Here is a 23,184-nt window from a genome sequence, read left to right on the forward strand (position 1 = left end):
TCGAAGCCGAAACCAACTTTTACGCCCATCTACCCGTCACCAAAAAACTGGAACGGGCCTAACCGAACCTCCACAAAACCCGGTACTTGACACTGACGATCAGGCCCACCGCGACCAGTACGCGCAGGACAATCATGAGCGGTCGGTTGCGCCCCTGGTCCTTGATGGCCGGCTTCCGTTCCCCGGCGGTGTCTGCTCCCCGCTGTCCAGCGAAACTGCCAGCCCGGCTCATGAGATGACCAGGGTCCCGGACATCTGAGGGTGATAAGTGCATATGACTTCGTAGTCGCCGGCTTCTTCGGGTGCGGTGAAGGTCGCTGTCTCACCGGCGGGAACATCGACGTCGAAGCCTCCGTCGTCCTTCGCCGTCACAGTATGCGGGGCGTCATCTTCGTTGATCACCGTCACCGTCGCACCCGGCGCGATGGATTCGGGCATGTCGTAGTCGAAGTCCTTGATGGTGATCATTGCCTCCTCCGCGGGCGCTGCTTCGGCAGGAGACGATGCCGGCGAGGAGGTGCCGGCCCCACTGGTCGTAGCAGTCGATTCCGGTGCAGCGGCCTCGCTGGGCGCGATCGTTTCGGTGCTGCTCGTCTCGGCGCTGCTGGGACCGGCTTCGGATCCGCAGGCGGTCACCGTGGTGAGGACTGCGGCGAGCATCAGGGCCGGAATTCCGTAACGTACCTGCATGGTCGTACCTTCCAAAGATCGTGAACCCGTGAATCATGCCCAAAGAGTGACTGAGACTATGGTCGGGCATGAATTTTTCTGAAGTAGGTGCGGGCACCTCACACCCTGTTGCATCACACCCTGTTGCAGATTTTCCCCTGCACCCGGGTCTGCGGGTTCCGATTTCCCGCTTCGGAAACGAACCGTCGAGGTCCGCAGGGCTAGTTGCAGCCCCTTGCGGACCTCACAAGATGCAGCGGATAGATTAGTTATCGCGAATCTGGCGGCGGACAGCATAGGTTCCGCCGGCTGCGACCAGGAGGACCAGTCCCCCACCAAGGGCAATGATCGTTGACCCATCTTTTGCTTCGGTGCTCGCTCCGGTGTCGGCGCCGCCCTTGGGCACCGCGCCCATCTGGTCCATCCCGTCGTGTCCTGCACTGCCGGGCTGTGGAACCTTGGATTCTGCAGGCTCGGGAGCCGGTGCCGCCGGTGCTGGTGCTGTCGTCGGCGCGGTAGGGGCCGGTGCCACGGCTGCGGCTCCGACGGTCAGGGAGCCTTTCATATTGCCGTGGAACTTGCAGAAAAACCCGTAGCTGCCGGCTTCGCTGGGGGCGGTAAAAGTAGCACTTGCTCCACCGGGGACGGTGACATCGAAGGAACCGTCATCAGCGGTGACGGTATGGGCTTCGCTGTCATTGTTCGAGACGGTGATCTCTCCGCCCGGGCTCACGGTGCCCGGCCCCGAGAAAACAAAATCGTCGATGCTGATGGACATCTGCCCGGTCGTCATCGCCGGCACCGCCTGGGACACCGGGCCAGGAGACGCCACCGCCATCCCGGTCGATCCAAGGCCCGCCCCTCCGATCAAAGCTGCGGTGAAAGCGACACTGAGAACTTTGTTCCTGGTCATCATGATCTGGCCCTCTGGCGGGGAGTTGAGGGGAACAACTGTGATGGGCATCAGTGGAATGGACGCCCGTTGCCGTGAAACCACCGCCGCATGATCTTCGTCACGTACAGCATGCCGGATTGGGCCTGAGCGGAACGAAACCGCCACCGAACACACAAAAAAAGTCCAACCGCCCATAGCTCCCAACCCCAAACCCCCCAGTCGCTGCCAGTAGCCACCCGTGGCTACCAATCGCTACCAGTGGTGCCCGTGGCTGCCAGTAGTGACTGTGGCTACGAGCCGGTGCCTATGGCTGCCAGTGGCTGGTGTGGCTGGCTGCGGCTGCCGGTGACTACTGGTCGTGGCATGAGAAAGCGTCGGGGAACACACGGTGGAGGCCGCTCATCGTGTTCCCCGACGCTTCCGACCGGATACGAAATTCCGGCCATCGATCACTCGCACATGAGGACGATCACGACACTACGCCCACTCGCTGAGATTTACCTGACCCCAAAACGTCCAACTTGTTTTCCTGCCTCATCTGGTGCAGGACGGCGTCGACATCCTCGATGGCTCTCACAGCCGCGCACAGCACCCCTTGAGCGTGCACCTGCTCGGCGGAAACGGAAACGCAACCGGTTCGCGCCGACCCACCATCAGCGTGCGCAGCGTTGACCTCTTCACATCGTTGGCGAACTTTCAGGAGATTCTGCACGAGGCCATGACGGAGCGCTTCGAAATTTTTCATCTGTTGCCCCTGCGCAGTGGCCAGCAGGGAACCGAAGTCCTGACCCGCTTCGGAAATCCTCATAGCCCAACCCCTCTCTCCGATGGCATACCCACCGTGGCAGTCGTACACCACCTGTAAGCGCGCCGCCCAGCCCGGGCCGGGCCGGGCCACTCGTGAATAGACCCACTCGAACCCGAATCCGAATCCGCGTTCGAGTCCGAGTCCGCGTTCGAGTCCGAGTCCGAGTCCGCTCGGGAGCGAACCGGCACTCCCGGTCAGGTGCCGGCTTCCGCCACGCCCTCTCGAACCTGCGGCCGCCGGCTACCCGGGTGCTACGGGTGCGGGGCACTCGGGTGGGTGGTCATGCCCATCAGTAAACCTCATCTATATCACGAGTCACATTTTTGTCTTCCGCGTGGCATGGTTTCGTGCCTACAGTGAGCACTAGCACCGCACAAGCTACGGGTGCCGGAGTTCCGCAGTGATTGTGGAGGAAAACCAATCCGCGCCGCGGAGTGCTCCGAATCACAACCAGACGTGCCCGTATGGGCTCGCGCTCACCGCACAGTGAAGGACTTGATTTTATGAACAAGGCAATGCGTTTCCTGGCAGTTCCCACCCTCGCCTTTGGCGCCCTGGCCCTGGCGTCGTCGCCGGCCCTGGCAGCGGAGGAGTCCTACTCCTCGACGCTGAACGAACTCAACGGCAGCGGCGGCACGGGCAGCATCACCCTGGACGTCAATGGTGACACTGCGTCTGTGGACCTGAAGGTCTCCGGCCTAGCCGAAACCTTCATGGACGCCCCGTACCCCCACGTCCAGCACATCCACACCGGCGCACAGGCTGCAGGCGAGTGCCCCACCGCGGCCGCTGACGAAAACGGCGACGGCGTCATCAACACCACCGAAGGCTCACCTGCCTACGGCCCCATCACCAACACGCTGACCACCAGCGGCGACACGAGCCCCGCCGCAGCCCTGGACCTCAAGCTGGCCGGCATGGGCGGCAACTACCAGATCCAGCGCGACGATGTGCAGCTCACCCCTGAAACCAAAGCAGGACTCGAAGCCGGCAAAGCCGTCGTCGTCGTCCACGGCCTGGACCCGGCAACACTGAGCGCCGAAGCCGCAGCAGCCCCGAGTGACATCGCCCCCGAACTGCCCCTGGCCGCAACCTCGCCCGCACTGTGCGGCGTCCTTGCAGCAACCCAGATGGGTGCCATGCCCAACGGTGGCGCCGACACCGGTGTCGCACAGGACACCGGATCCAACACCGGCGTCCTCGCCCTCGGTGGCGGTCTCGTCCTGGCAGCAGCAGCCGGCGGAACCTACGTCGTTCGCCGCCGCGCAGCCGACCAGGCATAATCCACCAAGCACGACGAACTGATCGGACAGTATTCACACCATGATTAGTTCACCCAGCGACCGCCGCAGGAACCTTCTGGTTTCTGCGGCGGTCGCCGCTTTAATACTCACCGGATGCGGCAACAGCACCACCTCCGAAGCAACTCCTACTGCTCCTACTGCTCCTACTGCGACGCTCACAGCCACAGCAACACCCTCGGCCCCCGCCCCCACGCCGTCTGCCACGCCCAGCAGCACACCGTCCACCACGGCCACACAGTCAGGGACCGCACCTCCCGTCGCTGCCCCGGCCCCACCGGAACTGCCGGTTCTGCCAGCGTCCACTCCGGTATCTTTCTCGATCCCAGCCATTGGTGCCGGCTCCGACCTTCTCGCGCTGGGACTGCGCGACAATGGTTCGCTCGAGGTGCCACCCGGTGATCCCGGAGCCCCCGCCGGCTGGTACAACCAGTCCCCCACCCCGGGAGAGCGAGGACCAGCGGTCTTGCTCGGACACGTCAACGCCACCGACGCCGGCCCCGGCGTCTTCGCGAACCTCCGCGCCCTGAAAGCCGGCGACGTCGTCGAAATCACCAGGGAAGACGGAACGACAGCACGTTTCGCCGTCGACCGCGGCGAGCAATACCCGAAAGACACCTTCCCCACCCTGACCGTGTATGGAAACACGAAAGGTTCAGAGTTACGACTCATCACCTGCGACGGATACGACCCGGAAACCGGAGAATTCGACGATAACTACGTCGTTTACGCCAAACTCCTCTAACCCCGCACAACCCGCCGTCGAAACCTTGATCCACCGAACCGACTCGAGCGGATGACTAGCATCCGGCATCCGCTGTTTCGCAGGCCTGAGTGCATACCGGGAACAACGGCCTCGCCACCGGGCGTCTGCCGCCGGTGGTCCCAATTGCACCGCACTGCCACATCGTGCTCACGAAACCCATCCGAAAGACAGCCTGCTGACGAATTGTTAGAGTCGGTCCTGTACGCGTCCGACACCCACGAACCGATGCACGGAGGCTTTCCATGACTGAAGTTACTGCCCATCACGGCCTGTTCAAGGACACGAACCTGCACGTCGATGACACCGGGGGCACCGGCCGGCCCGTGGTCCTGATCCACGGGTGGCCCCTCTCGGGTGCGGCGTTCACAGCCCAGGTACCGGCCCTGCAGCAGGCCGGGTACCGGGTCATCACGTATGACCGGCGGGGTTTCGGCCGCAGTGATAAGCCCGCCAGGGGCTACACGTACGACACCCTGACCGAAGACCTGCACACCCTCCTGGAAACCCTCGAGCTCACCGATGTGACCCTGGTTGGGTTTTCCATGGGCGGCGGCGAAGTTGCCCGCTACTTCAGCAAGTACGGGAATGAGCGGCTCCGCAGCGTCGTGTTCGCCTCCGCCGTCCCGCCCTTCATGCTGCAGGGGGACGACAACCCGGAGGGGCCCCTCACGAAGGACGCCGCCGCGGGGATGACCGCTGATCTGACGAAGGACGAGGACACTTTCTACGAAGGGTTCACCCGGGACTTCTTCTCCGTGAACGGCGAACTGAAGGTAACCGAGCAGCAACGCCAGGAAGCCCTGGCCCTGTGCAAGCAGGCCGACAAGAAAGCCGCCCTGGCCTGCATGGAAGCCTTCGGCACCACCGACTTCCGCGACGACCTGTCAAAAGTCACTGTCCCGGCGTTGGTCCTGCATGGTGACGGCGACGGGGTCGTTCCCTTCGACGGCTCAGGCGCGCGCACCCACGCAGCCCTGCCCGGCAGCGAACTGCACGTCATCAACGGGGCACCGCACGGCTGCAACGTCAGCCACCCCGACGAATGGAATCAGGCCCTCATCACCTTCCTCGCCAAATAGCCCCTTCCAGCTAACACCTGAGAAACCAGCAATGGTTCCCACCTCCCACCGGCGGGACCGCTGCCGGTGGGAGGTAGGCGCCGGGAACCAGAGGCCCGCCCAGACATAAGCCATCCTGTGCATCCATCAACGCCACCCGTCGACCGCCGACAAGTTGAACTTCGATAACCTACGACCGGTGAGCTGACCTGCGGTGCGCGAGGCGCAGCTGGTCCGGAAATCAGCTGGTCCTGGACAGAGGATGAGGCGAAAGATGAGCAGGACCCGACAATCATCAACAGCCTGAAAAGGAATGCCATGGCCGACCTGACCGCTCTTGCCCTGATCTGCACCCTTACCCCCTCCCCTAAACCCTCCAGCAGCGAGCTGATGGCCCAGCACATCCTCGATGAGCTCAAGAGCCACGGGGCCAGCACGTCCTTGCTCCGGGTTGTCGACTACACCGTCAAGCCCGGTGTCCTCACGGACATGGGTGACGGAGATCAATGGCCCGAAATCCGTAAGCAGATCCTCGCCGCTGACATCCTGATCCTGTCCACCCCGATCTGGATGGGACACCCCTGCAGCGTCGCCCAGCAGGTCCTGGAACGCCTCGACGCCGAACTGTCCGAAACCGATGAGGAAGGCCGGCCCATCATGTACGGGAAAGTCGCTGCTGTCGCCGTCGTCGGCAATGAGGACGGCGCCCATAAAACCATCGCCGACCTGATGCAGGCCCTCAACGATGTCGGCTTCACCCTCCCCGCACAGGCGGGCGCCTACTGGGTCGGCGAAGCCATGCAGACCGTGGACTTCAAGGACCTCGACCAGGTCCCGGACCCCGTTGCCTCCACCAACGCGGGCCTCGCCCGGAACGCAGCACACCTCGCCCGAACCCTCCGCGCCTCCCCCTACCCCACTCAATAACACCTAGGACAAAAGGGAAGGGGCCGGGCGCTCGAACCCGGTGACGAAGCCACCTGCCGGTGCTGCCACGCAGCGTGCCGTAACCCGCCCACTTGCCTGGATAGCCGCTGGCTGCGCTGTACGTCAAAGCCCACGAACACCGAAGCAATCAGGCGCCTGTTGAGGCGTCACCAGAGAAAGGACGAGTCATGGACATCACGAACAGGACCGGTGTGATCACCGGTGCAGGCACCGGAATCGGTCGCGCCCTCGCGGTCGAGTTCGGACGCCAGCAAGGGAATCTGCTTCTGGTGGGCCGGCGGACCGCACCGCTGGAGGAGACAGCGGACATGGTCCGTTCCGCGGGCGGGACGGCCGACGTATTCGCTGCCGATATCACCGAACCCGGCGCCGTCGACCGGGTAGCCGGTGCCGCCCGGGCGCGGGGCCCGGTGGACCTGCTGATCAACAACGCCGGGAACGTTCGGGCGGGCCGCCTGGAAGACCTGCCCGAGCAGGACGTGCTGGCGATGATCAGCCTGAACCTTACCGCCCCGATCCTGCTCACCCGGACCCTCCTACCAGCCCTGAAGGAATCCGCAGCCAACCGTGGAAGTATCCTCCTTGCCATCTCCAGCGGGATAGCCCTCACCGGGCTGCCGTTCTACACCGTGTACGCGGCGACGAAGTCAGGGATCGCCCACTTCAGCGAAGCCCTCAGACGCGAAGTCCACGGCACCGGAGTCCACGTCGCCACCGCATACCCCGGCGCCACGGACACCGACATGATGACCAGCTCCACCGCCGGCGAAGACCTCGGCTTTGGCCGACGCCCCGTCGCCGACGTGGTCACCGAAATCCTTGCCGGGATTATCGCCGGCGACCACGAGATCAACACAGCAGCCACCACCCGACGAAAAATGCAGGACCTGAACAAAACCGACCCCCTCGCCGTGGACGCACTCCTCGCCCCGCGGCTCGAAGCCCTCGAAACCGCTGTCCGCACCCACCGAAGCATCTGAACACCACCGCATTCACCGCACGCACCGCAACGTCCGGCCCGAGGGGACTGTAAGAAAAACGGTGTGTGAGGGTCCGGCCTGATCCGAGAGGAGATGGCCGTGAACGATTTCACGAACGAAGTATCAGAGGCGATGATCGATCCTGTGACAGGAAAAATCATCGATCAAAAGGACCTCGCCGAGCGACTGCTCGCCCAGGCCCGGGAGCAGGGCGTGAGCCTGGTCGGCCCGGGTGCGCTGCTGAACCAGCTCACGAAGAACGTTCTCGAGACCGCCCTTGAAGCCGAGTTGACCGAGCACCTCGGGCATGAGCACGGGCAGACACCGATCGCGGAGAACATGCGCAACGGCACCCGGATGAAGACGGTGCTGACGGAGATCGGCCCGGTCGAGATCGAGGCGCCACGAGACCGCGACGGGTCGCTCACACCGGTGATCGTGCCCAAGCGGAAGCGGCGCCTGGACGGCATCGACGAGATCGTGCTCTCCCTTTCCGCCCGCGGGCTGACGACCGGGTAGATCGCAGCGCACTTCGAAGAGGTCTACGGAGCCAAGGTCTCCAAAGACACCATCAGCCGGATCACCGAGAAGGTCGCCGGGGAACTGGCCGAGTGGGCTTCCCGGCCATTGGATCCGCTTTACCCGGTGCTTTTCGTGGACGCGATTGTGGTCAAGGTCCGTGACGGGCAGGTGCGTAATACCCCGTTCTACGTCCGTCATGGGCGTCACCGTGAACGGGGAACGCGAGATCCTCGGGATCTGGGCCGGTGACGGCGCCGAGGGCGCCCGATTCTGGTTACAGGTCTTCTCCGAGCTGAAGAACCGCGGCGTTGACGACGTGCTCATCGCCGTCTGCGACGGGCTCAAGGGCCTCCCGGAGGCGATCAACACGACGTGGGAGCGGACGGTTGTGCAGCAGTGCATCGTGCACTTTATCCGCAACAGCTTCCGCTACGCCGGCCGGCAACACCGGGACGGGATCGTGAAAGCCCTCAAACCCGTCTACACGGCGTCGTCGGAGCAGGCGGCGAAGGACCGGTTCGCCGAGTTCACCGCTGAGTGGGGCGACCGGTACCCGGCGATCATCAAGCTATGGGAATCCGCTTGGGCGGAGTTTGTGCCGATTCCTGGAGTACGAGGTGGAGATCCGACGGGTGATCTGCACGACCAATGCGATCGAGTCGATCAATGCCCGCTACCGGCGGGCCGTCAGAGCGCGCGGGCACTTCCCGAAAGAGGCCGCAGCGCTGAAGTGTCTCTATCTGGTGACCCGGTCTCTTGACCCGACCGGCGGTGGCAGAGCACGCTGGGTGATCAAGTGGAAACCCGCACTCAACGCGTTCGCGATCACCTTCGCCAACCGGTTCGAAAGCACCGCTCACTAATGAAATGCCGGACCCACACACCGTTTATCAGACAGTCCCGGCCCGAGGAACCGGTGGCGTTGTGTGTGACACTGTTCCTAGGCGGTGGAGGGCTTCATGCCCAGGAGCGCGTTGAGTCCCCAGCCAAGAACCGTAATGAAGATGATCGCTCCTGCCATGGACAGCAGCTCGGCGGGGCTTGTAAGGATTCCGAGGCTGACGATGAGGGTGGTCGCTCCGGCTGGTGGGTGTGGTGTCTTCGCCCAGGTGAGCACGAGGGTGGTCAGGGCGACGGACAGAGCTCCTGCCATGAGGTGGGCGGGTGTCAGGCCGCCAGCGGGGGCGGAGGGGTCATCCTGCGGGCCGAAGCTGTAGAGGCATGCCGCCCCAATCAGGAGCCCGGCTCCGTGCCTTATCAGGGCGTTGGACGGGCGGGAAGCCTTCTCCTGGGGGATTCGAAGAACAGCATCACCGTCGGACCGAGGCTCGGGAACAGCCAGGGCGCGTGGAGGGCCAACCCGAGGCCACCGCTGGCGGCGAGAACGATCAGGGACAGCAGTGCTGCGTACAGCCCGCTCCCCAGACGGTTGGGTGATTCCTGGAGTCGGGGGTGGAGTGATTGCAGAGCCATATCGAGAGTCCTTTCGATCAGATGCGCGCTTCCCTGTTGCCACCCTCGGACCTATGCACGTGCACGGGAGCACGCGTTCAGAAGTCGTTAGTGTTCGAGTTCGCCGACACGGTTCGGATGCGGGTTTTCCTCGTGAGTCGGATGACGGGTCGGATGAGAAGCTCGAGGGTGCCGGCGAGGAAGAACAAGGTGCCCGTGGTGGTGGTCTCCTCGTTGAAAGAGAGAATGCTGTCGATGATGAACCACACCGCGCTGATCATGATCGCGACGCCGGTCCCGTAGACCCTCGGGGCGGTGGCGGCCGATCTGGGCGTCCACCCGTCCAGCGCCACCCGCACGAGCGATCGCCTTGAAACGGAGGGGCTGATGAGGCCGCACGGAACGCCCGGGGACCGGCGTTTGGTCAGCCTCCAGCTCACCGACGAGAGACGGGCGCTGGTCGATAGGGTGAGGTCCCATCGTCGGCGTTCACTGCAAAAGGTGGTGGAGCAGATGAACCCTGAGGAGCGCCGCATGCTTGTCACCGCGCTGTCGGCCTCCGCGCGGAGTGCGGGCGAAGCGCCGGACGAGGCCGTCACCGCCGCGCTGGGGATCGGGTGACTTCTGCCAGGGCGCTGTGAGCGTACTAGGCGTCGCTGCTGTGAGGGCCGCGTTCTCCCGCGTCCTGTCTCGCTTCCGTTGCCCAGAGGGCTTCGTTGCTGATGATGTAGGGCTTCCCGATGGCGGCGCTTGTCGCTACGGCGTCCAGCCACGGCCCTGCCTGGGGCGTCACCTGTCGATGGTCGAACTCCTCCTGAAGCATCCGCTTAACGTCCTCCACCTCTCTGCCCTTGGAACGGGCGGCGACAGCGAAGATCGCCGACTGCATGTCGGCAACCTGCGACCCTTCGCTACCGGTCCGAGGCCGCGCGCCGCGCTGTCCATTTTCGTGGTGTTCCATTCCTTTCTCCTTTCTCCAGGTGAGGGTGCTCAGTGCCGTTGGGCGTCGAGCTTTTTGGCGACGACGACGTCGGTGGAGGAGTGGGCGAGGATCGAGATGACGATGACGAGGGCTACGAGGTGATACAGGACATTCGCCTGGTCGATGCCTGATTCGAGGACGAGAAGACCGTAGACGACGGAGGCGAACCCTTTCGGGCCGAACCACATGGCCGCGATCTGCAGCGGAACGGGGAAATTGCTGCCGAGAAACGAGATGTACAGGGCTACGGGCCGTGCGACGACGAGGGCGAGGACGGCGAAGATCCAACCCGTGAGGGGGATCTCCTGGAACAGGAAGACCGGGGTCATCAGGGCGCCGAAGACGAGGATGGCAGCGAGTTTGAGCAGTTCCGTGACGAGTTCGCCGAACTGCTCGAAGTCTTCGCGGACCTCGGGACGGTAGGAGGCCATGGTGATGCCCGCAGAGAAAGCGCCGAGGAAGAGGTTCGCGTGGGTCACCGTGCACAGGGCAAGGACGAGAAGTCCGACGGAGACGGTCAGAAGCGGCTGCAGGTTCTTCTCGGCCTTGAGGAACGGCAGGCGCTCCAGGGTGAGGACGGCCAGGGGGACGAGGACGCCGACGACGATCCCGAAGCCGATCTCCCCGGCGAGCTGCCACCCTTCGGCGTCCGATCCGCCGGCGGCGGCGAGGAGGACCAGGACGATGGGCAGGGCGAGTCCGTCGTTCACTCCGGACTCGACGTTGAGCAGGTGGCGCAGGCGTCCGGGTACTTCCTCGCGTCCCACGATGGCCGAGGCGAAGACGGGGTCGGTGGGCGCGAGGACGGCGCCGAGCAGGAACGCCTCGAGCCAGGGTACGCCGGCGACGTAATGGGCGAGGACCGCGGTGATGAGCAGGGTCAGGGGCAGTCCCAGCAGCAGGGCCCGCCCTGGAAGCTGCCAGGCCGAGCGCAGGTCCTTCCAGCCGACCCGCATCCCGTCGGTGAACAGCACCGAGAACAGGGCCAGTTCCGCCAGGCCCTTCACCACCGGATCTCCGGCCTCGACCGACAGGACCCCCAGGACACCCGGTCCCAGGAGGAACCCGCTGATCAGGAACAGGACGGCGGTGGACAGGATGGTGCGGCTTGCCCGTTCCGAGATCAGGACACCGATGAGCAGCAGGACCGCGAAGCAGAGCAGCAGGGACGCGAACACGGGACTTCCTCACAGGTGGACCCCGAACACTCCTGTGGGAGCGGCGGGTGGAATGGGCGCTGCTAGGACTTGTACCTGGTAATCATTGAGCGACGATGAGTGCCTGGGGTGCTGCCTGCTTCATCCGGGTCTGCAACCATCTGAGCTGGGTACTGGTCTGGCCGTCGCAGTCGCAGACCACGGCGAGAAGGTCCTCGTCGCGCAGTCCCTGGGCGGCCTGTTTGATCATGGTCCAGGTGATGTCGACCAGGCTTGCGAGAAGATACAGGTCCTGCAGGTCGCGCAGGAGGCCCACGGGTCCGGACCGGGTGTCCGTCAGCTTCTCGGCGTGCAGGCGCTCGGGTTCGTCCTCGTCCTGCACCTCGCCATACCGTTCGATGATCGGTGCCAGGGCCCGCTGGTGCTCGTCGCACTGGCCGGCGAGGGTCTCGCAGATGAAGTGGACGTCGGGTTCATGGCCGTGGCCTTCTGCGACCTGCCGGAAGGAGTGGGCGAGCGTGCCTTCGGACCTGTGCAGCAGGCCGAGGTATACGGGCAGCTTCATGAGCGTTCCTCCTTCGTCGCCACGGCGGGCGGGTCGACCGGCGCGATGGTCTCCGTGGCCTGGGCTGCGGGTCCACCTTCGGTGGGCAGGAGACGCCGTCCGCGACCTCGTCTCCCGCGATCCTGGTTCGGGGAGTTCCCGTCGTCCCCGTGGCGGCCGGGCGGCGGGACCTGGACCGGTCGGGACGCCGTCGTGGTGGGGGCGGGTGTGTAGCCGACCCCGTCGGCGACTTTCTCGATGCTCACGGCGGCGTTCTTCAGGACGGGCTGCTTGGAGACCGGATCCCACTCGGTGATGGTCAGCTCGTTCGCCGCCCGATACCGTTTGGTGGGAGCTCCACCCTCGTCCCAGTATCCGTAGTGAAAAGGGGCGAAGATGCTGCCGGGCCTGATGCCGCTGACCCGTGCGGGAGCGGTGATATGCCCCCGGCGTGACTCGACCCGGACGACATCGCCTTCCTCGATACCGTACTTCTGTGCGTCGGCGACGGACACTTCGATCCACGCATCGGGGGCTGCGTCGTTCAGTTGCGGTGCGCGCGCCGTCTTGGTCCGCGTGTGGAAGTGGTAGGCGGTTCGCCCGGTGGTGTACCGGAGGGGGTACCGGTCGTCCGGCGTCTCGTGGGCCGGATGGTACGGGGCCGTCTTGAAGATCGCCCGCCCTGCGGGATTGTTGGCCTTGTAGGTTTCCGGGCCGACGGTTGCTCCCGTGAGCAGGTCATGGCCGTAGGTCTCGCAGTAGTCGGGATCGGTGGCGAACACCCCGTCGCGGTAGAGGCGCACCGTCCCGTCCGGGTGGTCGTCGTTACAGGGCCAGGGGACACCGCTACCGCCGCGGAGTTTCTCATAGGTGATGCCGGTGTAATCGCAGGGCCTGCCCCGGGTGCACTCACGCCACGCGTTGAAGGCGTCTTCCGGGTCGGTCCAGTCCAGGAGCGGGGACCCGTCCTTCTGGGTGAACCCCATCCGACGTGAGTAGTCGAGGAACGTGTCCAGGTCGCTGCGTGCCTCACCCGGTGGCTCCACAGCCTTCTCGGAGAGGTGGACGGTGCGGTTCACGTTCGTGAACGTCCCTGTCTTCTCACCCCAGCCCGCGGCCGGCAGGACGACGTCGGCATACCGGGCGGTCTCCGTCAGGTACATGTCCTGCACCACCAGGAACAATCCCTCCTTCGCAAGAATGTCCCGGATGCGCGGCAGTTCGGGCATCGACACTGCCGGGTTCGTCGCCGAGATCCAGAGGAACTCGATGGAACCCTGTTCCACGTACCGGAAGATCTGCATGGCGTGGGTCGGTGGAGCCCAGTGCGGGATGATGGCCTCGTCCACGTTCCACAGGTCGGCGAGTTCGGCGACGTGCTCCGGGTTCTCCCAGTTCCGGAAGCCGGACAGGTCCCCGTCCGCGCCGCACTCGCGGTTGTTCTGTGCCGTAGGCTGCCCGTTCATCTGCAGGATCCCGCACCCCTGCCGCCCGATCAGCCCGCGTAACAGATGCAGGTTGTTCACCGCGCAGGACGCCGCCGTGGCCTGGGCCGACTGGTAGAAGCCCTGCAGGACCGTGGACAGCACCCGCTCGGAGGTCCCGAAGATCTCCGCGGCCCGCCGCACGTCGTCGGCAGGAATCCCGCAGGTCTCGGCGACCGCCTCCGGCGTCCACGGCTCGACGGTCGAGCGCAGCTCCTCGACGTTGACCGTGTGCCGATCGATGTAGTCCTGGTCGATCCAGCCGTTGACGAACAGCTCCCGCACCAGGCCGTGCATCAGGGCGAGGTTCGTTCCCGGGCGCACCGGCAGGTGCACGTCGGCGACCCGCGCGACTTCTGTGAGGCGAGGATCGACGCAGACGATCCTCGGCCGGTCAGGCCCTGAGATCCGGTCGAGGACCCGCGTCCACAGCACCGTCTGCGTTTCGGCCATGTTGTGTCCGAACAGGAACATGGCGTCGCACTCGTCGATGTCGACGTAGCTCCCCGGCTGCCCGTCGGAACCGAACGATTCCTTCATCGCGGCAGCGGAGGTCGCCGTGCACAGACGCGTGTTGCCGTCCATGTGCGGGGTGCCGATCCCCGCCTTGCCCACGATCGCCTGGGCGTAGTACTCCTCGAGGAACAACTGTCCACTGGTGTAGAAGCCGTGCGACAGTGGGCCCTTGTCGTCCAGCAGCGCCCGGCTGCGAGAGACGATCCGCTCCATGGCGGTCTCCCAGTCGGATTCGACCAGGACGCCGTTCTCCCGCACGAGGGGGACGGTGAGCCGGTCCTTGTTCTGCACCCCCTGCCAGCTGGCGAAGAGGCCTTTCGGTCCGAGCCTGCCATGATTGACGATGTCCACGGCCCTGCCTCGGACTCCGACCATGGTGTTGCCCCTGACCGCGATGTCGATCCCGCAGCCGTTACTGCACAGCACGCAGGCCGACTGCACCCACCGCTCCACCTCATCCTCGCGGACGCCCTCGGCGAGGACCTGATCCACCCGGACCGGCCACCGCTCATCCCTGGCATACGGGGTACGCGTTCCCCAGATCTCGGCAATACGATCAACCATTACGGACTCCTTATCAGCTGTTGTCCAGGGCGGGCAGGTCCCTTATCTCTTCGTCAACGTAGACCCGCATGGTGGCCTCGGCAACCACTTTTCCATCCCTGACACCGAGTGGCAGGCCCGCCGGTGTGGGGTCCCTGGATCATGAATGGTCGGGGGTTTCCTGCTGGTTGCGGTGGTGGACCATGAACCACTGGATAGCGGTGAGGATGATCACGGTTGCTGCGGTGATGATTAGGGTGAGTGGATCCGATCGCCCTTTGAGGAACAGGAACGGGATGAGGACGGCGACGTCCAGGGCGATCGCGACTGCGGGGATCCACGCTTTGACGTCGATGTCGTGTCGGAGGTGTCGGATGATGCCCCAGTGGATGGCGATGTCCATGGCGAGGTAGAGGATCGCGCCGAGAGCTGCGATCTGGGAGAGGTCGAAGAAGGCCGCCATGAGGATCGCGAGCCCAGCGGTGATGAGCAGTGACTGATGTGTTGTGTGTCGGGGAAGGCCCGGTGCCTGGCCCATGTTGTGGAGCATGTCGTAGAGCTTGGAGACGGAGAACAGGCTGGCAATCAGCCCGGAGAGCGTGGCGATGATCGCGATGATGACGGTCAGTGTCACGCCCCAGGATCCGAAGGCGGGTTCGGCTGCTTCGGCGAGGGCGTAGTCGCGGGCGGCGACGATTTCGGGGACGGTGAGGCTCCCGGTGACGGCGACGGTGATCAGGAGGTAGAGGACGGTGCAGAGGCCGATCGCGATCATGATGGAACGCCCGATGTTGCGCTGGGGATTCTTCAGGTCGGCGCCCTGGTTGGTGATGGTGGTGAAGCCCTTGTAGGCGAGGATGCACAGGGTGACGCCGGCCAGGAAACCTAGCCATCCGGAATCCGGCGATGTCCGATCCGCGGTGGTGAAGAGCCGGCCGAGGGAGGAGAGTCCGGAGGCAAGGATCCCGCCGATGGCGAGGACGGCGATGCCGATGATTTTCAGGGCCGCGGTGACTGTCGCCGAGCGTTCCACCCACTGGTTACCGACCAGGTTCACCAGCGCCGCGGCGGCGATTGCGAGGACGGCAAGGATGGGCACCCAGAGTGCCGAGTCCTGCAGGCCGAAGGGGCGCAGCAGGTACGTGCCGAAGGTGCGGCCCAGCAGGCTTTCGGCGAGGATCATCGACACGTACATGAACAGGGAGAACGATCCGGCGATCACGCCGGGGCCGTAGGCGGCTTTGAGGAGCATCGCGATCCCGCCGGACGACGGGTTCGCTGCCGAGTAGCGGATGTAGGAATAGGAACTGAACGCCACGACGACCGCCCCTGCGAAGAACGCCCATGGCATCCAGCCGCCGGCGAGTTCGGCGACCTGGCCGACGAGGGCGAAAATTCCCGCCCCGATCATCACCCCCGTACCCAAGGCGACCGATCCGATAAGGGACAACTTCTGATCATCGCCGTCGTCGATGTGGTCTTCGGATCGAGTGGTTTCCTGATGATCTGGCTGAGAGTCCTTGGTCATGATGGTTCGCTTCCTGTATTCGGGTAATTCGGCCTTGCACGGGTACGTCTGAGTGTGTCAACCTTATTGGCGCCATTGTGGCGGTTTGAAATGGCCCCATCGGGAGGGTGGCTGATCGACTTGGTGTCGATGGAGTAGTCTCCGATCCGGATCGCGCAGGTAGAGCTTGCCGCGTTCGGGTGGTTCGGGGTGATGTCTATCGACAACAGCTAGTTTGGCGTGGCCCTGCAGAGCAGGCTGTTCACTGAGGCGTAGAACGCCCGGGTGCGGCCGCCGGTTGGCAGCGCCTCGCCGGCGACGGACTCACCGATCGTTGACCGCGCCCGCTGTCTTCAACGCAGCTCAGGCCCGACCCTTGAGTCTTTCGATGAAGTCATCGGCTTGTGCCAGATTCCGCGCCATCTTCGCCCGCTGAAGGACAGCCTTTTCCAGAAAGGCCATCAGGGGCGCGGATCCTGTCGTATCGGACTCCTGCGCGACCGCGCTAGCCGGCAACGCAAGGAGACCAAGGATCTCAGCCATCTCCTCGAGCGAGAACCCCAGGGGCTTCATCTGCTTGATGACCATCAGGCGTTCGACGTCATCGTCCGAGAACACCCGGAAGCCCCCGTCGGTCCGCACCGTGGCAGGGAGCAACCCCACATCGTCATAGTGGCGGATGGTCCGCAGCGACAGGCCTGTCCGCTCCGCCAGCTCACCGATATGCATCGTGCTAGTACTGCTGGTCTTGGCCGCCATAAGCGCCTCCGTCCTAGTCTAATGCAAACTCTACCATCACGTTAGAGTAGAGTTTTGGTTGTGGGATAAGACCTCGAACTTTGGGCACCCTCCTGGCGCGGCGCTGCGCCTCCTCACGCATTGCAAAGCGAAGCCGCACGTCTGCGTCTTCTCGACCATGAACGGAGCCAGAAATGGCCGCCACACCCCTTGATCATCAGCCGGTGATCACCCCCGAACAGCTGCAATCCGTGCGAGAGACCCGGAAATCGCCGGGGCGGTTGAAGACCGAAGTCCTCGCGGGCCTCGTCGTGGCACTGGCCCTGATCCCGGAAGCTATCGCCTTTTCCATCATCGCCGGCGTGGACCCGCGGATCGGATTGTTCGCCTCCTTCACGATGGCTGTCACGATCGCGTTCGTCGGGGGTCGGCCCGCTATGATCTCCGCGGCCACCGGGGCGATCGCCCTGGTCATCGCTCCACTGGTGGCCTCCCACGGCGTGGACTACTTCGTCGCCGCGGTCGTCCTTGCCGGGGTCTTCCAGGTCATCCTTGGCGTTTCCGGGGTCGCGAGGCTGATGCGGTTCATTCCGCGCTCGGTCATGGTCGGCTTCGTCAATGCCCTGGCGATCCTGATCTTCATGTCCCAGGTTCCTGAGCTCCTCGGTGTCCCCTTGCTCGTCTACCCCCTCGTGGTCCTGGGGCTGGTCATTGTGTTCGGCCTGCCGAAGATCACCAGGGCCGTTCCTGCCCCGCTGGTCGTGATCGTGGTTCTGACCGCGATCACGGTCTTTGCTGCCCTCGCGATCCCCACCGTGGGGGATAAGGGCGAGCTGCCCAGTTCGCTGCCGGGTCTGTTCATCCCCAATGTGCCGCTGACCCTTGAGACACTGCAGATCATCTTCCCGTTCGCCCTCGCGATGGCCTTCGTCGGCCTGCTGGAATCCCTGATGACTGCCAAGCTCGTCGATGACGTCACCGACACCCGCTCCCACAAGACTCGCGAAGCGTGGGGTCAGGGCGTGGCGAACATTGTCACCGGCTTCACCGGCGGGATGGGTGGCTGCGCGATGATCGGCCAGACCATGATCAACGTGAAGGCCTCCGGCGCACGCACCCGGATCTCCACGTTCCTGGCCGGGGTCTTCCTGCTCATCCTCGTCGTGGTTCTGGGCGGCGTCGTCTCCGTGATCCCGATGGCCGCCCTGGTCGCGGTCATGATCTTCGTCGCCATCGCCACCTTCGACTGGCACAGCATCCAGCCCTCGACCCTGAAGCGGATGCCCAAGAGCGAGACCACCGTCATGCTCGCGACCGTCATCGTCACCGTCGCCACCCACAACCTCGCCATCGGCGTCGTCGTCGGCGTGGTCGTGGCCATGGTCGCATTCGCGCGGAGGGTCGCCCATTTCGTCACCGTCGACCGCACCGAGGAAACCATCAACGGGGACCGGCACGCCACGTACACGGTCAACGGTGAGCTGTTCTTCGCCTCCTCCAACGACCTCTACACGCAGTTCGACTACGCCACGGACCCGCACCAGGTGACCATCGACCTGCACGGCTCCCACCTCTGGGACGCGTCCACCATCGCCGCCCTCGACGCCATCACCGAGAAGTACCGCACCCACGGCACCGACGTGGCGATCGTCGGGCTCAACGAGGCCTCCACCATGATGCGCGAGCGGCTCGGCAGGAAACTCGGCGCCGGTCACTGACCCGGCACACATCGAGCACCCAGATACGAAGGGACATGTCACCCTCCGGCGTGCCATGTCTGAGATCGATTTCCTGCTCACTGGACGGTGATCGATCGGTAAGGTGATCAGAGGTGAGCCGGGAAGTCTGGTCGGCAGGTTCTGTCGTCGACCCCGAATCCCCTAGGAGTTTCCGTGCCCGAGAAATCACCCGATCACCGCCCCTCAGCCCCGCCCGCGGGGATCCTGGGCCGTGGCACCTACCTCGAGGCCCTGCGCATCGGGGAAATCCTGCGCAAGGAGACCGTGGGCGGGATCCTGCTCGTCATCGCCGCAGCGGTCGCGATCATCTGGGCCAACTCCCCCGCCTCCGAGAGCTACTTCGCCCTCCGGGACTTCCGGATCGGCTACGCGCCCTGGCACCTGGAGCTGAGTCTCGGCGCGTGGGCGGCGGACGGCCTGCTCGCGGTGTTCTTCTTCCTCGTCGGGCTGGAACTCAAACGCGAGTTCGTCGCCGGGGACCTGCGTACGTTCTCCAAAGCGGTCGTCCCCGTCGCGGCGGCCTTCGGCGGCGTCGCCGTGCCGGCGATCATCTACGCGCTCATCAACCTCACCAGCCCGGACACCCTGCAGGGGTGGGCGATCCCGACGGCCACGGACATCGCCTTCGCAGTTGCCGTGCTGGCCATCGTCGGTTCCCACCTGCCCAGCGCACTGCGGATCTTCCTGCTCACCCTCGCCGTGGTCGATGACCTGCTGGCGATCACCATCATCGCGGTGTTCTACTCCGAGGCCCTCCACGTCATTCCTCTGCTGCTGGCCCTCATCCCGCTCGCGCTGTTCACCGTGCTCGCGCAGAAATACCGGCGCTTCTTCGGGCTCAAGCCGGCCGCCGCATGGTTCATCCTGCTCCCTCTCGGCTTCGCTACCTGGGCACTCGTGCACGCCGGAGGCATCCACGCCACCGTCGCCGGCGTCCTGCTCGGCTTCGCCGTCCCGGTCATCCGCAGCCAGGCCAGCGGCGGACCGGACGCAGGGCCCGGCCTGTCCGAGATCTTCGAGCACCGCTTCCGGCCCCTCTCGGCAGGGTTCGCCGTCCCCGTCTTCGCGTTCTTCTCCGCCGGCGTCGCCGTCGGCGGGTGGACCGGGCTCCTGTCCGCCCTCTCGGACCCCGTCACCCTCGGCATCATCGCCGGACTCGTGCTGGGCAAGCCCATCGGCATCGTGGGCACCACCTGGCTGCTGACCAAACTCACCCGCGTCAACCTCGACGCATCGTTGAAATGGGTGGACCTCATTGGCGTCGCCCTGCTCGCAGGCATCGGCTTCACCGTGTCCCTGCTCATCGCGGACCTCAGCTTCGGCGAAGGTGGAACCACCAACGACCACGCGAAGGTCGGTATCCTCACCGCCTCCCTCACCGCAGCCCTCCTGGCCTCGCTCGTGCTGCGCACCCGCAACCGCCACTACCGGACCCTCGAAGCCGAAGAACGGATCGACGCCGACGACGACGGAACCCCCGACGTCTATCAGCACCGACCCTAGCCCGCTGATCCGGCCACGCGTTCGATCCCTGGAAGTGTGGGACACGGCCTGCTAGTGGCTGAAGATGTCAGCAGAGGAACGCTGAACATGAGCCCTGGAACGGCCCACCACAAGTGGACGGCTTTGAGCTCGCCCCTTCGGGCCCCACCCGCCCACCGATGGATGACCCACGCCGTCGCCTCCTGGCAGAATGAGTTCCCGGGTGTGAGCTCGGGTGTGTGGGGGTCGGAGCCGGTCGTGGAGATAACGATGCGCTCACGATGCCAGGCCCTCCCGGCAGCGGCCCACGACCGCGCCCGATCCCTGCCCTGACGCCGATCGCGAGGGCGCCGACGACCGAGCGCACGGCGCCCGGCACGTCGACGCCCTCCTGTTCCCAGCCCCTCGAGGTGCCCGATCTCGGTAGGGTTGGCCACTGCCCGGGGGGCGTGTGTTGCGGACGCGACGAGCCCCCAGGCATCACGAGCGCATCACAGTCGGATCACCGAAGGAGAAGCTGCATGAGTATCACGCCGCGGGAAGAGACCGTTACCGGTCCACCCACGCAGGACGCCCCGCCGCCGGACACGGGTACCGGGCAGAGAGCACGATTGGCCCTGCCGGTGTTCGTCCCGGCGTCCCTCCTGATCGTGGTCTTCGTCGCGTTCGCCCTGATCACGCCCGACACCGCGTCCGCCGTGTTCGCGGGCATCCAGGAAAACGTGATCGGCGCCTTCGGCTGGTACTACGTGGCCATCGTGGCCTTCTTCGTGGTGTTCTCCCTGTGGGTGGGATTCAGCCGGTACGGCGACATCCGCCTCGGCAGGGACGACGAGAAGCCCGAGTTCTCGACCATGTCCTGGTTCGCGCTGCTCTTCGCCGCGGGCATGGGCATCGGCCTGGTGTTCTGGGGTGTAGCCGAGCCCCTCAACCACTTCGCCAGCCCCCGCCCCGGTGTCACCGGCACCGAGGTGCAGGTGGGCCAGCAGGCCATCACCCAGACGTTCCTGCACTGGGGGCTCCACGCCTGGAGCATCTACGTCGTCGTCGGCCTGTCGATCGCCTACGCGGTGCACCGGCGCGGCCGCCCGATCTCCATCCGCTGGACCCTCGAACCCCTGCTGGGCGACCGGGTCAAGGGTGCCTGGGGCCACGCCATCGACGTCGTCGCCCTGGTAGGGACGCTGTTCGGTGTCGCCACCTCCCTCGGTCTCGGCGTGCTGCAGATCTCCTCCGGCCTGGACAGCGCCAACATCCTCGCCGCCACCGAAGCCACCCAGGTCGGGCTGATCCTGTGCATCACCGCGCTGACCATCGTGTCTGTCATCTCCGGAGTGGGCAAGGGCATGAAATGGCTCTCCAACATCAACCTCGTGCTCGCCGCCCTGCTCCTGCTCGTGGTGCTCTTCGCCGGCCCCACCCTCTTCCTCCTGCGCGAGTTCGTCCAGTCCATCGGCAACTACCTCCAGAACGTCGTCGGCCTGACCTTCAACACGCTGGCGTTCTCCGGCGCGGAGGGCGAGGCCTGGCAGGCGGCCTGGACCACGTTCTACTGGGGCTGGTGGATGTCCTGGGCACCCTTCGTCGGGATCTTCATCGCCCGGATCTCCAAGGGACGCACGGTCCGCGAATTCGTGACCGGTGTCCTCCTCGTCCCGACGACGCTGGGGTTCCTGTGGTTCTCCGTGCTCGGGGGCTCCGCCATCTACCGCGAGATCTTCGGCCAGGGCGGCCTGATCGCCGACGACGGCTCCGTGGACACCGAGAACGCGCTGTTCGGCCTCCTGGCAGGACTGCCCGGCGGGCCCGCGCTGCTCATCGGGGCCATCGTCCTGATCGCCATCTTCTTCATCACCTCCGCCGATTCCGGCGCGCTGGTGATGAGCATGATCTCCACCGGCGGCGACCCGAATCCGAAGAACTGGATCAGGGTCTTCTGGGCGGTACTGGCTGCTCTGGTCGCCATCGCCCTGCTGCTCGTCGGCGACACCGGCCTCAGTTCCATCCAGACGGCGGCGATCCTCACCGCGCTCCCCTTCAGCATCGTGATGCTCGCCATGTGCGTGTCCACAGCGAAGGCGTTCCACGGCGAGCACCGCGCCTGGCAGGCGACCCAGCGGACGCTCGCCGCGACGGCCATGGCCGACCGCGTGACGGACCAGGTCCACGAGTCGATGACCGGCCAGGTCCAGCGGCAGGTCCAGGAACACCTCGCCGATCGCCCGTCGGACACGCTGTCAGAGGCCGCGGTCGGCGCCGACTGGTCGGCCGCGCCGAGCACAGGCCAGGACTCCGGTCCCCGGTTCCGGGGATCCCCCCGGACATAACCGGATCCCACGCACGACGGAGGCGGTCCTCCCCTCCGGGAGGGCGGCCGTCCGCGCGGAGGCCCGCCCCTACGGTGCGGACTGTCTCCCCGCTACACAAGTCATCAGGAACAGGAGGCGCGGGATGAGTGGACGCGGGTGTGCCGGTTTCGTTGAGGCCCTCACATGTGCGGTCCGTGCGGTCCGTCCCGCCGTCGATCGCTGCACCAATGAGACCCTCGCGAAAATGCTCGATGAACAACTCACCCGATATTGCGGCACCGACCACGGCATGAGCCAGAACGAGTTGATGGCAACCGCACGGGACCTGAAAACCGCTGCCGCGTCCGGCGACTAGCTGTTGTGGGTCATGAGGTTGGTGACACGCGGGAGGGGTGTTGGTGTGAGGAAGGGGTAGGTCCCTGGTTGCAGGATGGAAGTACCTCTACAAGCCATTCGCACGAAGGACCTACCCCTCATGACACACGCTAATGCCCCGTTGACCCCTGCCGGAAGACTGCGCCTGGTCGAACGCTGCCGGTACCGCCCGATCGCCCACGTCGCCGCGGAAGCAGGGGTGGCCCGTCAGACGGTGACGAAGTGGGTGCACCGGTACCAGGTACTTGGTGAGGCCGGGCTGGTCGACCGCTCCAGCGCACCCCACACCAGTCCCACCCAGACCCCCGAGACTGTGTTCCGCCCCGGGTTTAATGGAGGTTCTTGATCCCCTTGGAAGAGGTTGAGAATTATGGCAGCACCACGGAAGTATCCCGAGGAGCTTCGGCAG

20 protein-coding genes and 2 pseudogenes are annotated in these 23,184 nt (G+C 65.1%); 10 read left to right on the plus strand and 12 right to left on the minus strand.

Annotated features, from left to right (window positions below):
• Window positions 1-228: 228 nt before the first annotated feature.
• The 3 genes from IWX63_RS15080 to IWX63_RS15090 form a co-directional block, all read right to left on the minus strand.
• A complete protein-coding gene (locus IWX63_RS15080) occupies window positions 229-690 on the minus strand; it encodes a cupredoxin domain-containing protein (RefSeq protein ID WP_199278977.1) in 462 nt (153 codons plus the stop codon).
• A 244-nt stretch (window positions 691-934) separates the two neighbouring features.
• Entirely contained in the window at window positions 935-1,633 is a 699-nt protein-coding gene (locus IWX63_RS15085; RefSeq protein ID WP_199278978.1) for a cupredoxin domain-containing protein, read from the minus strand.
• Window positions 1,634-2,033: 400 nt separating this feature from the next.
• Window positions 2,034-2,372: a hypothetical protein gene (locus IWX63_RS15090; protein WP_199278979.1), complete on the minus strand. Its 339-nt coding sequence runs from the start codon at window positions 2,370-2,372 to the stop codon at window positions 2,034-2,036.
• 503 nt (window positions 2,373-2,875) lie between these two features.
• On the opposite strand from IWX63_RS15090, the gene IWX63_RS15095 reads away from it, so the two are divergent.
• From IWX63_RS15095 to IWX63_RS15120, 6 genes and pseudogenes are all read left to right on the plus strand, one after another.
• Window positions 2,876-3,655 (plus strand): CHRD domain-containing protein, encoded by a 780-nt coding sequence (locus IWX63_RS15095; protein ID WP_199278980.1) that lies wholly within the window; start codon window positions 2,876-2,878, stop codon window positions 3,653-3,655.
• Between the two features lie 40 nt (window positions 3,656-3,695).
• Window positions 3,696-4,418 (plus strand): class F sortase, encoded by a 723-nt coding sequence (locus tag IWX63_RS15100; RefSeq protein ID WP_199278981.1) that lies wholly within the window; start codon window positions 3,696-3,698, stop codon window positions 4,416-4,418.
• Window positions 4,419-4,681: 263 nt separating this feature from the next.
• On the plus strand, window positions 4,682-5,518 hold the full coding sequence (locus IWX63_RS15105; protein WP_199278982.1) for an alpha/beta fold hydrolase: 837 nt from the start codon (window positions 4,682-4,684) through the stop codon (window positions 5,516-5,518).
• Window positions 5,519-5,815: 297 nt separating this feature from the next.
• Window positions 5,816-6,424 (plus strand): flavodoxin family protein, encoded by a 609-nt coding sequence (locus IWX63_RS15110; RefSeq protein ID WP_199278983.1) that lies wholly within the window; start codon window positions 5,816-5,818, stop codon window positions 6,422-6,424.
• A 188-nt stretch (window positions 6,425-6,612) separates the two neighbouring features.
• Window positions 6,613-7,425 carry an SDR family NAD(P)-dependent oxidoreductase gene (locus tag IWX63_RS15115; protein WP_199278984.1) on the plus strand — a complete coding sequence of 271 codons (813 nt, stop codon included), beginning with the start codon at window positions 6,613-6,615 and terminating at the stop codon, window positions 7,423-7,425.
• A gap of 132 nt (window positions 7,426-7,557) precedes the next feature.
• Window positions 7,558-8,810: pseudogene (locus IWX63_RS15120) on the plus strand (IS256 family transposase).
• A 77-nt stretch (window positions 8,811-8,887) separates the two neighbouring features.
• On the opposite strand, the gene IWX63_RS15125 reads toward IWX63_RS15120, so the two are convergent.
• The 9 genes from IWX63_RS15125 to IWX63_RS15160 all read right to left on the minus strand — a co-directional run bounded on the left by IWX63_RS15125 (window position 8,888) and on the right by IWX63_RS15160 (window position 16,891).
• Window positions 8,888-9,289, minus strand: coding sequence for an HPP family protein (locus tag IWX63_RS15125; protein ID WP_334685911.1), 402 nt, complete (start codon window positions 9,287-9,289; stop codon window positions 8,888-8,890).
• Window positions 9,205-9,420, minus strand: a complete 216-nt coding sequence (locus IWX63_RS16860) for a hypothetical protein (protein WP_334685912.1) — start codon at window positions 9,418-9,420, stop codon at window positions 9,205-9,207. The genes IWX63_RS15125 and IWX63_RS16860 overlap by 85 nt, the downstream gene beginning before the upstream one ends.
• Before the next feature lie 77 nt (window positions 9,421-9,497).
• Complete coding sequence (locus IWX63_RS15130; protein ID WP_334685909.1) at window positions 9,498-9,758, minus strand: YrhK family protein; 261 nt, start codon at window positions 9,756-9,758, stop codon at window positions 9,498-9,500.
• Window positions 9,759-10,045: 287 nt separating this feature from the next.
• Complete coding sequence (locus tag IWX63_RS15135; protein ID WP_199278986.1) at window positions 10,046-10,360, minus strand: hypothetical protein; 315 nt, start codon at window positions 10,358-10,360, stop codon at window positions 10,046-10,048.
• Between the two features lie 29 nt (window positions 10,361-10,389).
• Entirely contained in the window at window positions 10,390-11,559 is a 1,170-nt protein-coding gene (locus tag IWX63_RS15140; protein ID WP_199278987.1) for a cation:proton antiporter, read from the minus strand.
• Window positions 11,560-11,641: 82 nt separating this feature from the next.
• Window positions 11,642-12,103: a hypothetical protein gene (locus tag IWX63_RS15145; RefSeq protein WP_199278988.1), complete on the minus strand. Its 462-nt coding sequence runs from the start codon at window positions 12,101-12,103 to the stop codon at window positions 11,642-11,644.
• Window positions 12,100-14,646 carry a molybdopterin oxidoreductase family protein gene (locus IWX63_RS15150; protein WP_199278989.1) on the minus strand — a complete coding sequence of 849 codons (2,547 nt, stop codon included), beginning with the start codon at window positions 14,644-14,646 and terminating at the stop codon, window positions 12,100-12,102. Before IWX63_RS15150 ends, IWX63_RS15145 begins: the two co-directional genes overlap by 4 nt.
• A 139-nt stretch (window positions 14,647-14,785) precedes the next feature.
• Window positions 14,786-16,075: an APC family permease gene (locus IWX63_RS15155; protein WP_334685910.1), complete on the minus strand. Its 1,290-nt coding sequence runs from the start codon at window positions 16,073-16,075 to the stop codon at window positions 14,786-14,788.
• 420 nt (window positions 16,076-16,495) lie between these two features.
• A complete protein-coding gene (locus IWX63_RS15160) occupies window positions 16,496-16,891 on the minus strand; it encodes a MerR family transcriptional regulator (protein WP_199278991.1) in 396 nt (131 codons plus the stop codon).
• 173 nt (window positions 16,892-17,064) lie between these two features.
• On the opposite strand from IWX63_RS15160, the gene IWX63_RS15165 reads away from it, so the two are divergent.
• From IWX63_RS15165 to IWX63_RS15180, 4 genes and pseudogenes are all read left to right on the plus strand, one after another.
• Window positions 17,065-18,588, plus strand: coding sequence for a SulP family inorganic anion transporter (locus IWX63_RS15165; protein WP_199278992.1), 1,524 nt, complete (start codon window positions 17,065-17,067; stop codon window positions 18,586-18,588).
• A 174-nt stretch (window positions 18,589-18,762) separates the two neighbouring features.
• Window positions 18,763-20,112 (plus strand): Na+/H+ antiporter NhaA, encoded by a 1,350-nt coding sequence (nhaA, locus tag IWX63_RS15170; protein ID WP_199278993.1) that lies wholly within the window; start codon window positions 18,763-18,765, stop codon window positions 20,110-20,112.
• A gap of 500 nt (window positions 20,113-20,612) precedes the next feature.
• A complete protein-coding gene (locus IWX63_RS15175) occupies window positions 20,613-22,418 on the plus strand; it encodes a BCCT family transporter (RefSeq protein WP_199278994.1) in 1,806 nt (601 codons plus the stop codon).
• Between the two features lie 457 nt (window positions 22,419-22,875).
• Window positions 22,876-23,091: pseudogene (locus tag IWX63_RS15180) on the plus strand (leucine zipper domain-containing protein); the annotation flags it as partial.
• Window positions 23,092-23,184: the final 93 nt, after the last annotated feature.

It is taken from the genome of Arthrobacter sp. CAN_A2 (assembly GCF_015752045.1).
Classification (GTDB): domain Bacteria; phylum Actinomycetota; class Actinomycetes; order Actinomycetales; family Micrococcaceae; genus Arthrobacter_D.

Excerpts from the sequence above, each read along its gene's own strand:
- IWX63_RS15080 (WP_199278977.1), bottom strand. The coding sequence starts at position 690 with ATGCAGGTACGTTACGGAATTCCGGCCCTGATGCTCGCCGCAGTCCTC.
- IWX63_RS15085 (WP_199278978.1), bottom strand. The coding sequence starts at position 1,633 with ATGCCCATCACAGTTGTTCCCCTCAACTCCCCGCCAGAGGGCCAGATC.
- IWX63_RS15090 (WP_199278979.1), bottom strand. The coding sequence starts at position 2,372 with ATGAGGATTTCCGAAGCGGGTCAGGACTTCGGTTCCCTGCTGGCCACT.
- IWX63_RS15095 (WP_199278980.1), top strand. The coding sequence starts at position 2,876 with ATGAACAAGGCAATGCGTTTCCTGGCAGTTCCCACCCTCGCCTTTGGC.
- IWX63_RS15100 (WP_199278981.1), top strand. The coding sequence starts at position 3,696 with ATGATTAGTTCACCCAGCGACCGCCGCAGGAACCTTCTGGTTTCTGCG.
- IWX63_RS15105 (WP_199278982.1), top strand. The coding sequence starts at position 4,682 with ATGACTGAAGTTACTGCCCATCACGGCCTGTTCAAGGACACGAACCTG.
- IWX63_RS15110 (WP_199278983.1), top strand. The coding sequence starts at position 5,816 with ATGGCCGACCTGACCGCTCTTGCCCTGATCTGCACCCTTACCCCCTCC.
- IWX63_RS15115 (WP_199278984.1), top strand. The coding sequence starts at position 6,613 with ATGGACATCACGAACAGGACCGGTGTGATCACCGGTGCAGGCACCGGA.
- IWX63_RS16860 (WP_334685912.1), bottom strand. The coding sequence starts at position 9,420 with ATGGCTCTGCAATCACTCCACCCCCGACTCCAGGAATCACCCAACCGT.
- IWX63_RS15135 (WP_199278986.1), bottom strand. The coding sequence starts at position 10,360 with ATGGAACACCACGAAAATGGACAGCGCGGCGCGCGGCCTCGGACCGGT.
- IWX63_RS15145 (WP_199278988.1), bottom strand. The coding sequence starts at position 12,103 with ATGAAGCTGCCCGTATACCTCGGCCTGCTGCACAGGTCCGAAGGCACG.
- IWX63_RS15150 (WP_199278989.1), bottom strand. The coding sequence starts at position 14,646 with ATGGTTGATCGTATTGCCGAGATCTGGGGAACGCGTACCCCGTATGCC.
- IWX63_RS15160 (WP_199278991.1), bottom strand. The coding sequence starts at position 16,891 with ATGGCGGCCAAGACCAGCAGTACTAGCACGATGCATATCGGTGAGCTG.
- IWX63_RS15165 (WP_199278992.1), top strand. The coding sequence starts at position 17,065 with ATGGCCGCCACACCCCTTGATCATCAGCCGGTGATCACCCCCGAACAG.
- IWX63_RS15175 (WP_199278994.1), top strand. The coding sequence starts at position 20,613 with ATGAGTATCACGCCGCGGGAAGAGACCGTTACCGGTCCACCCACGCAG.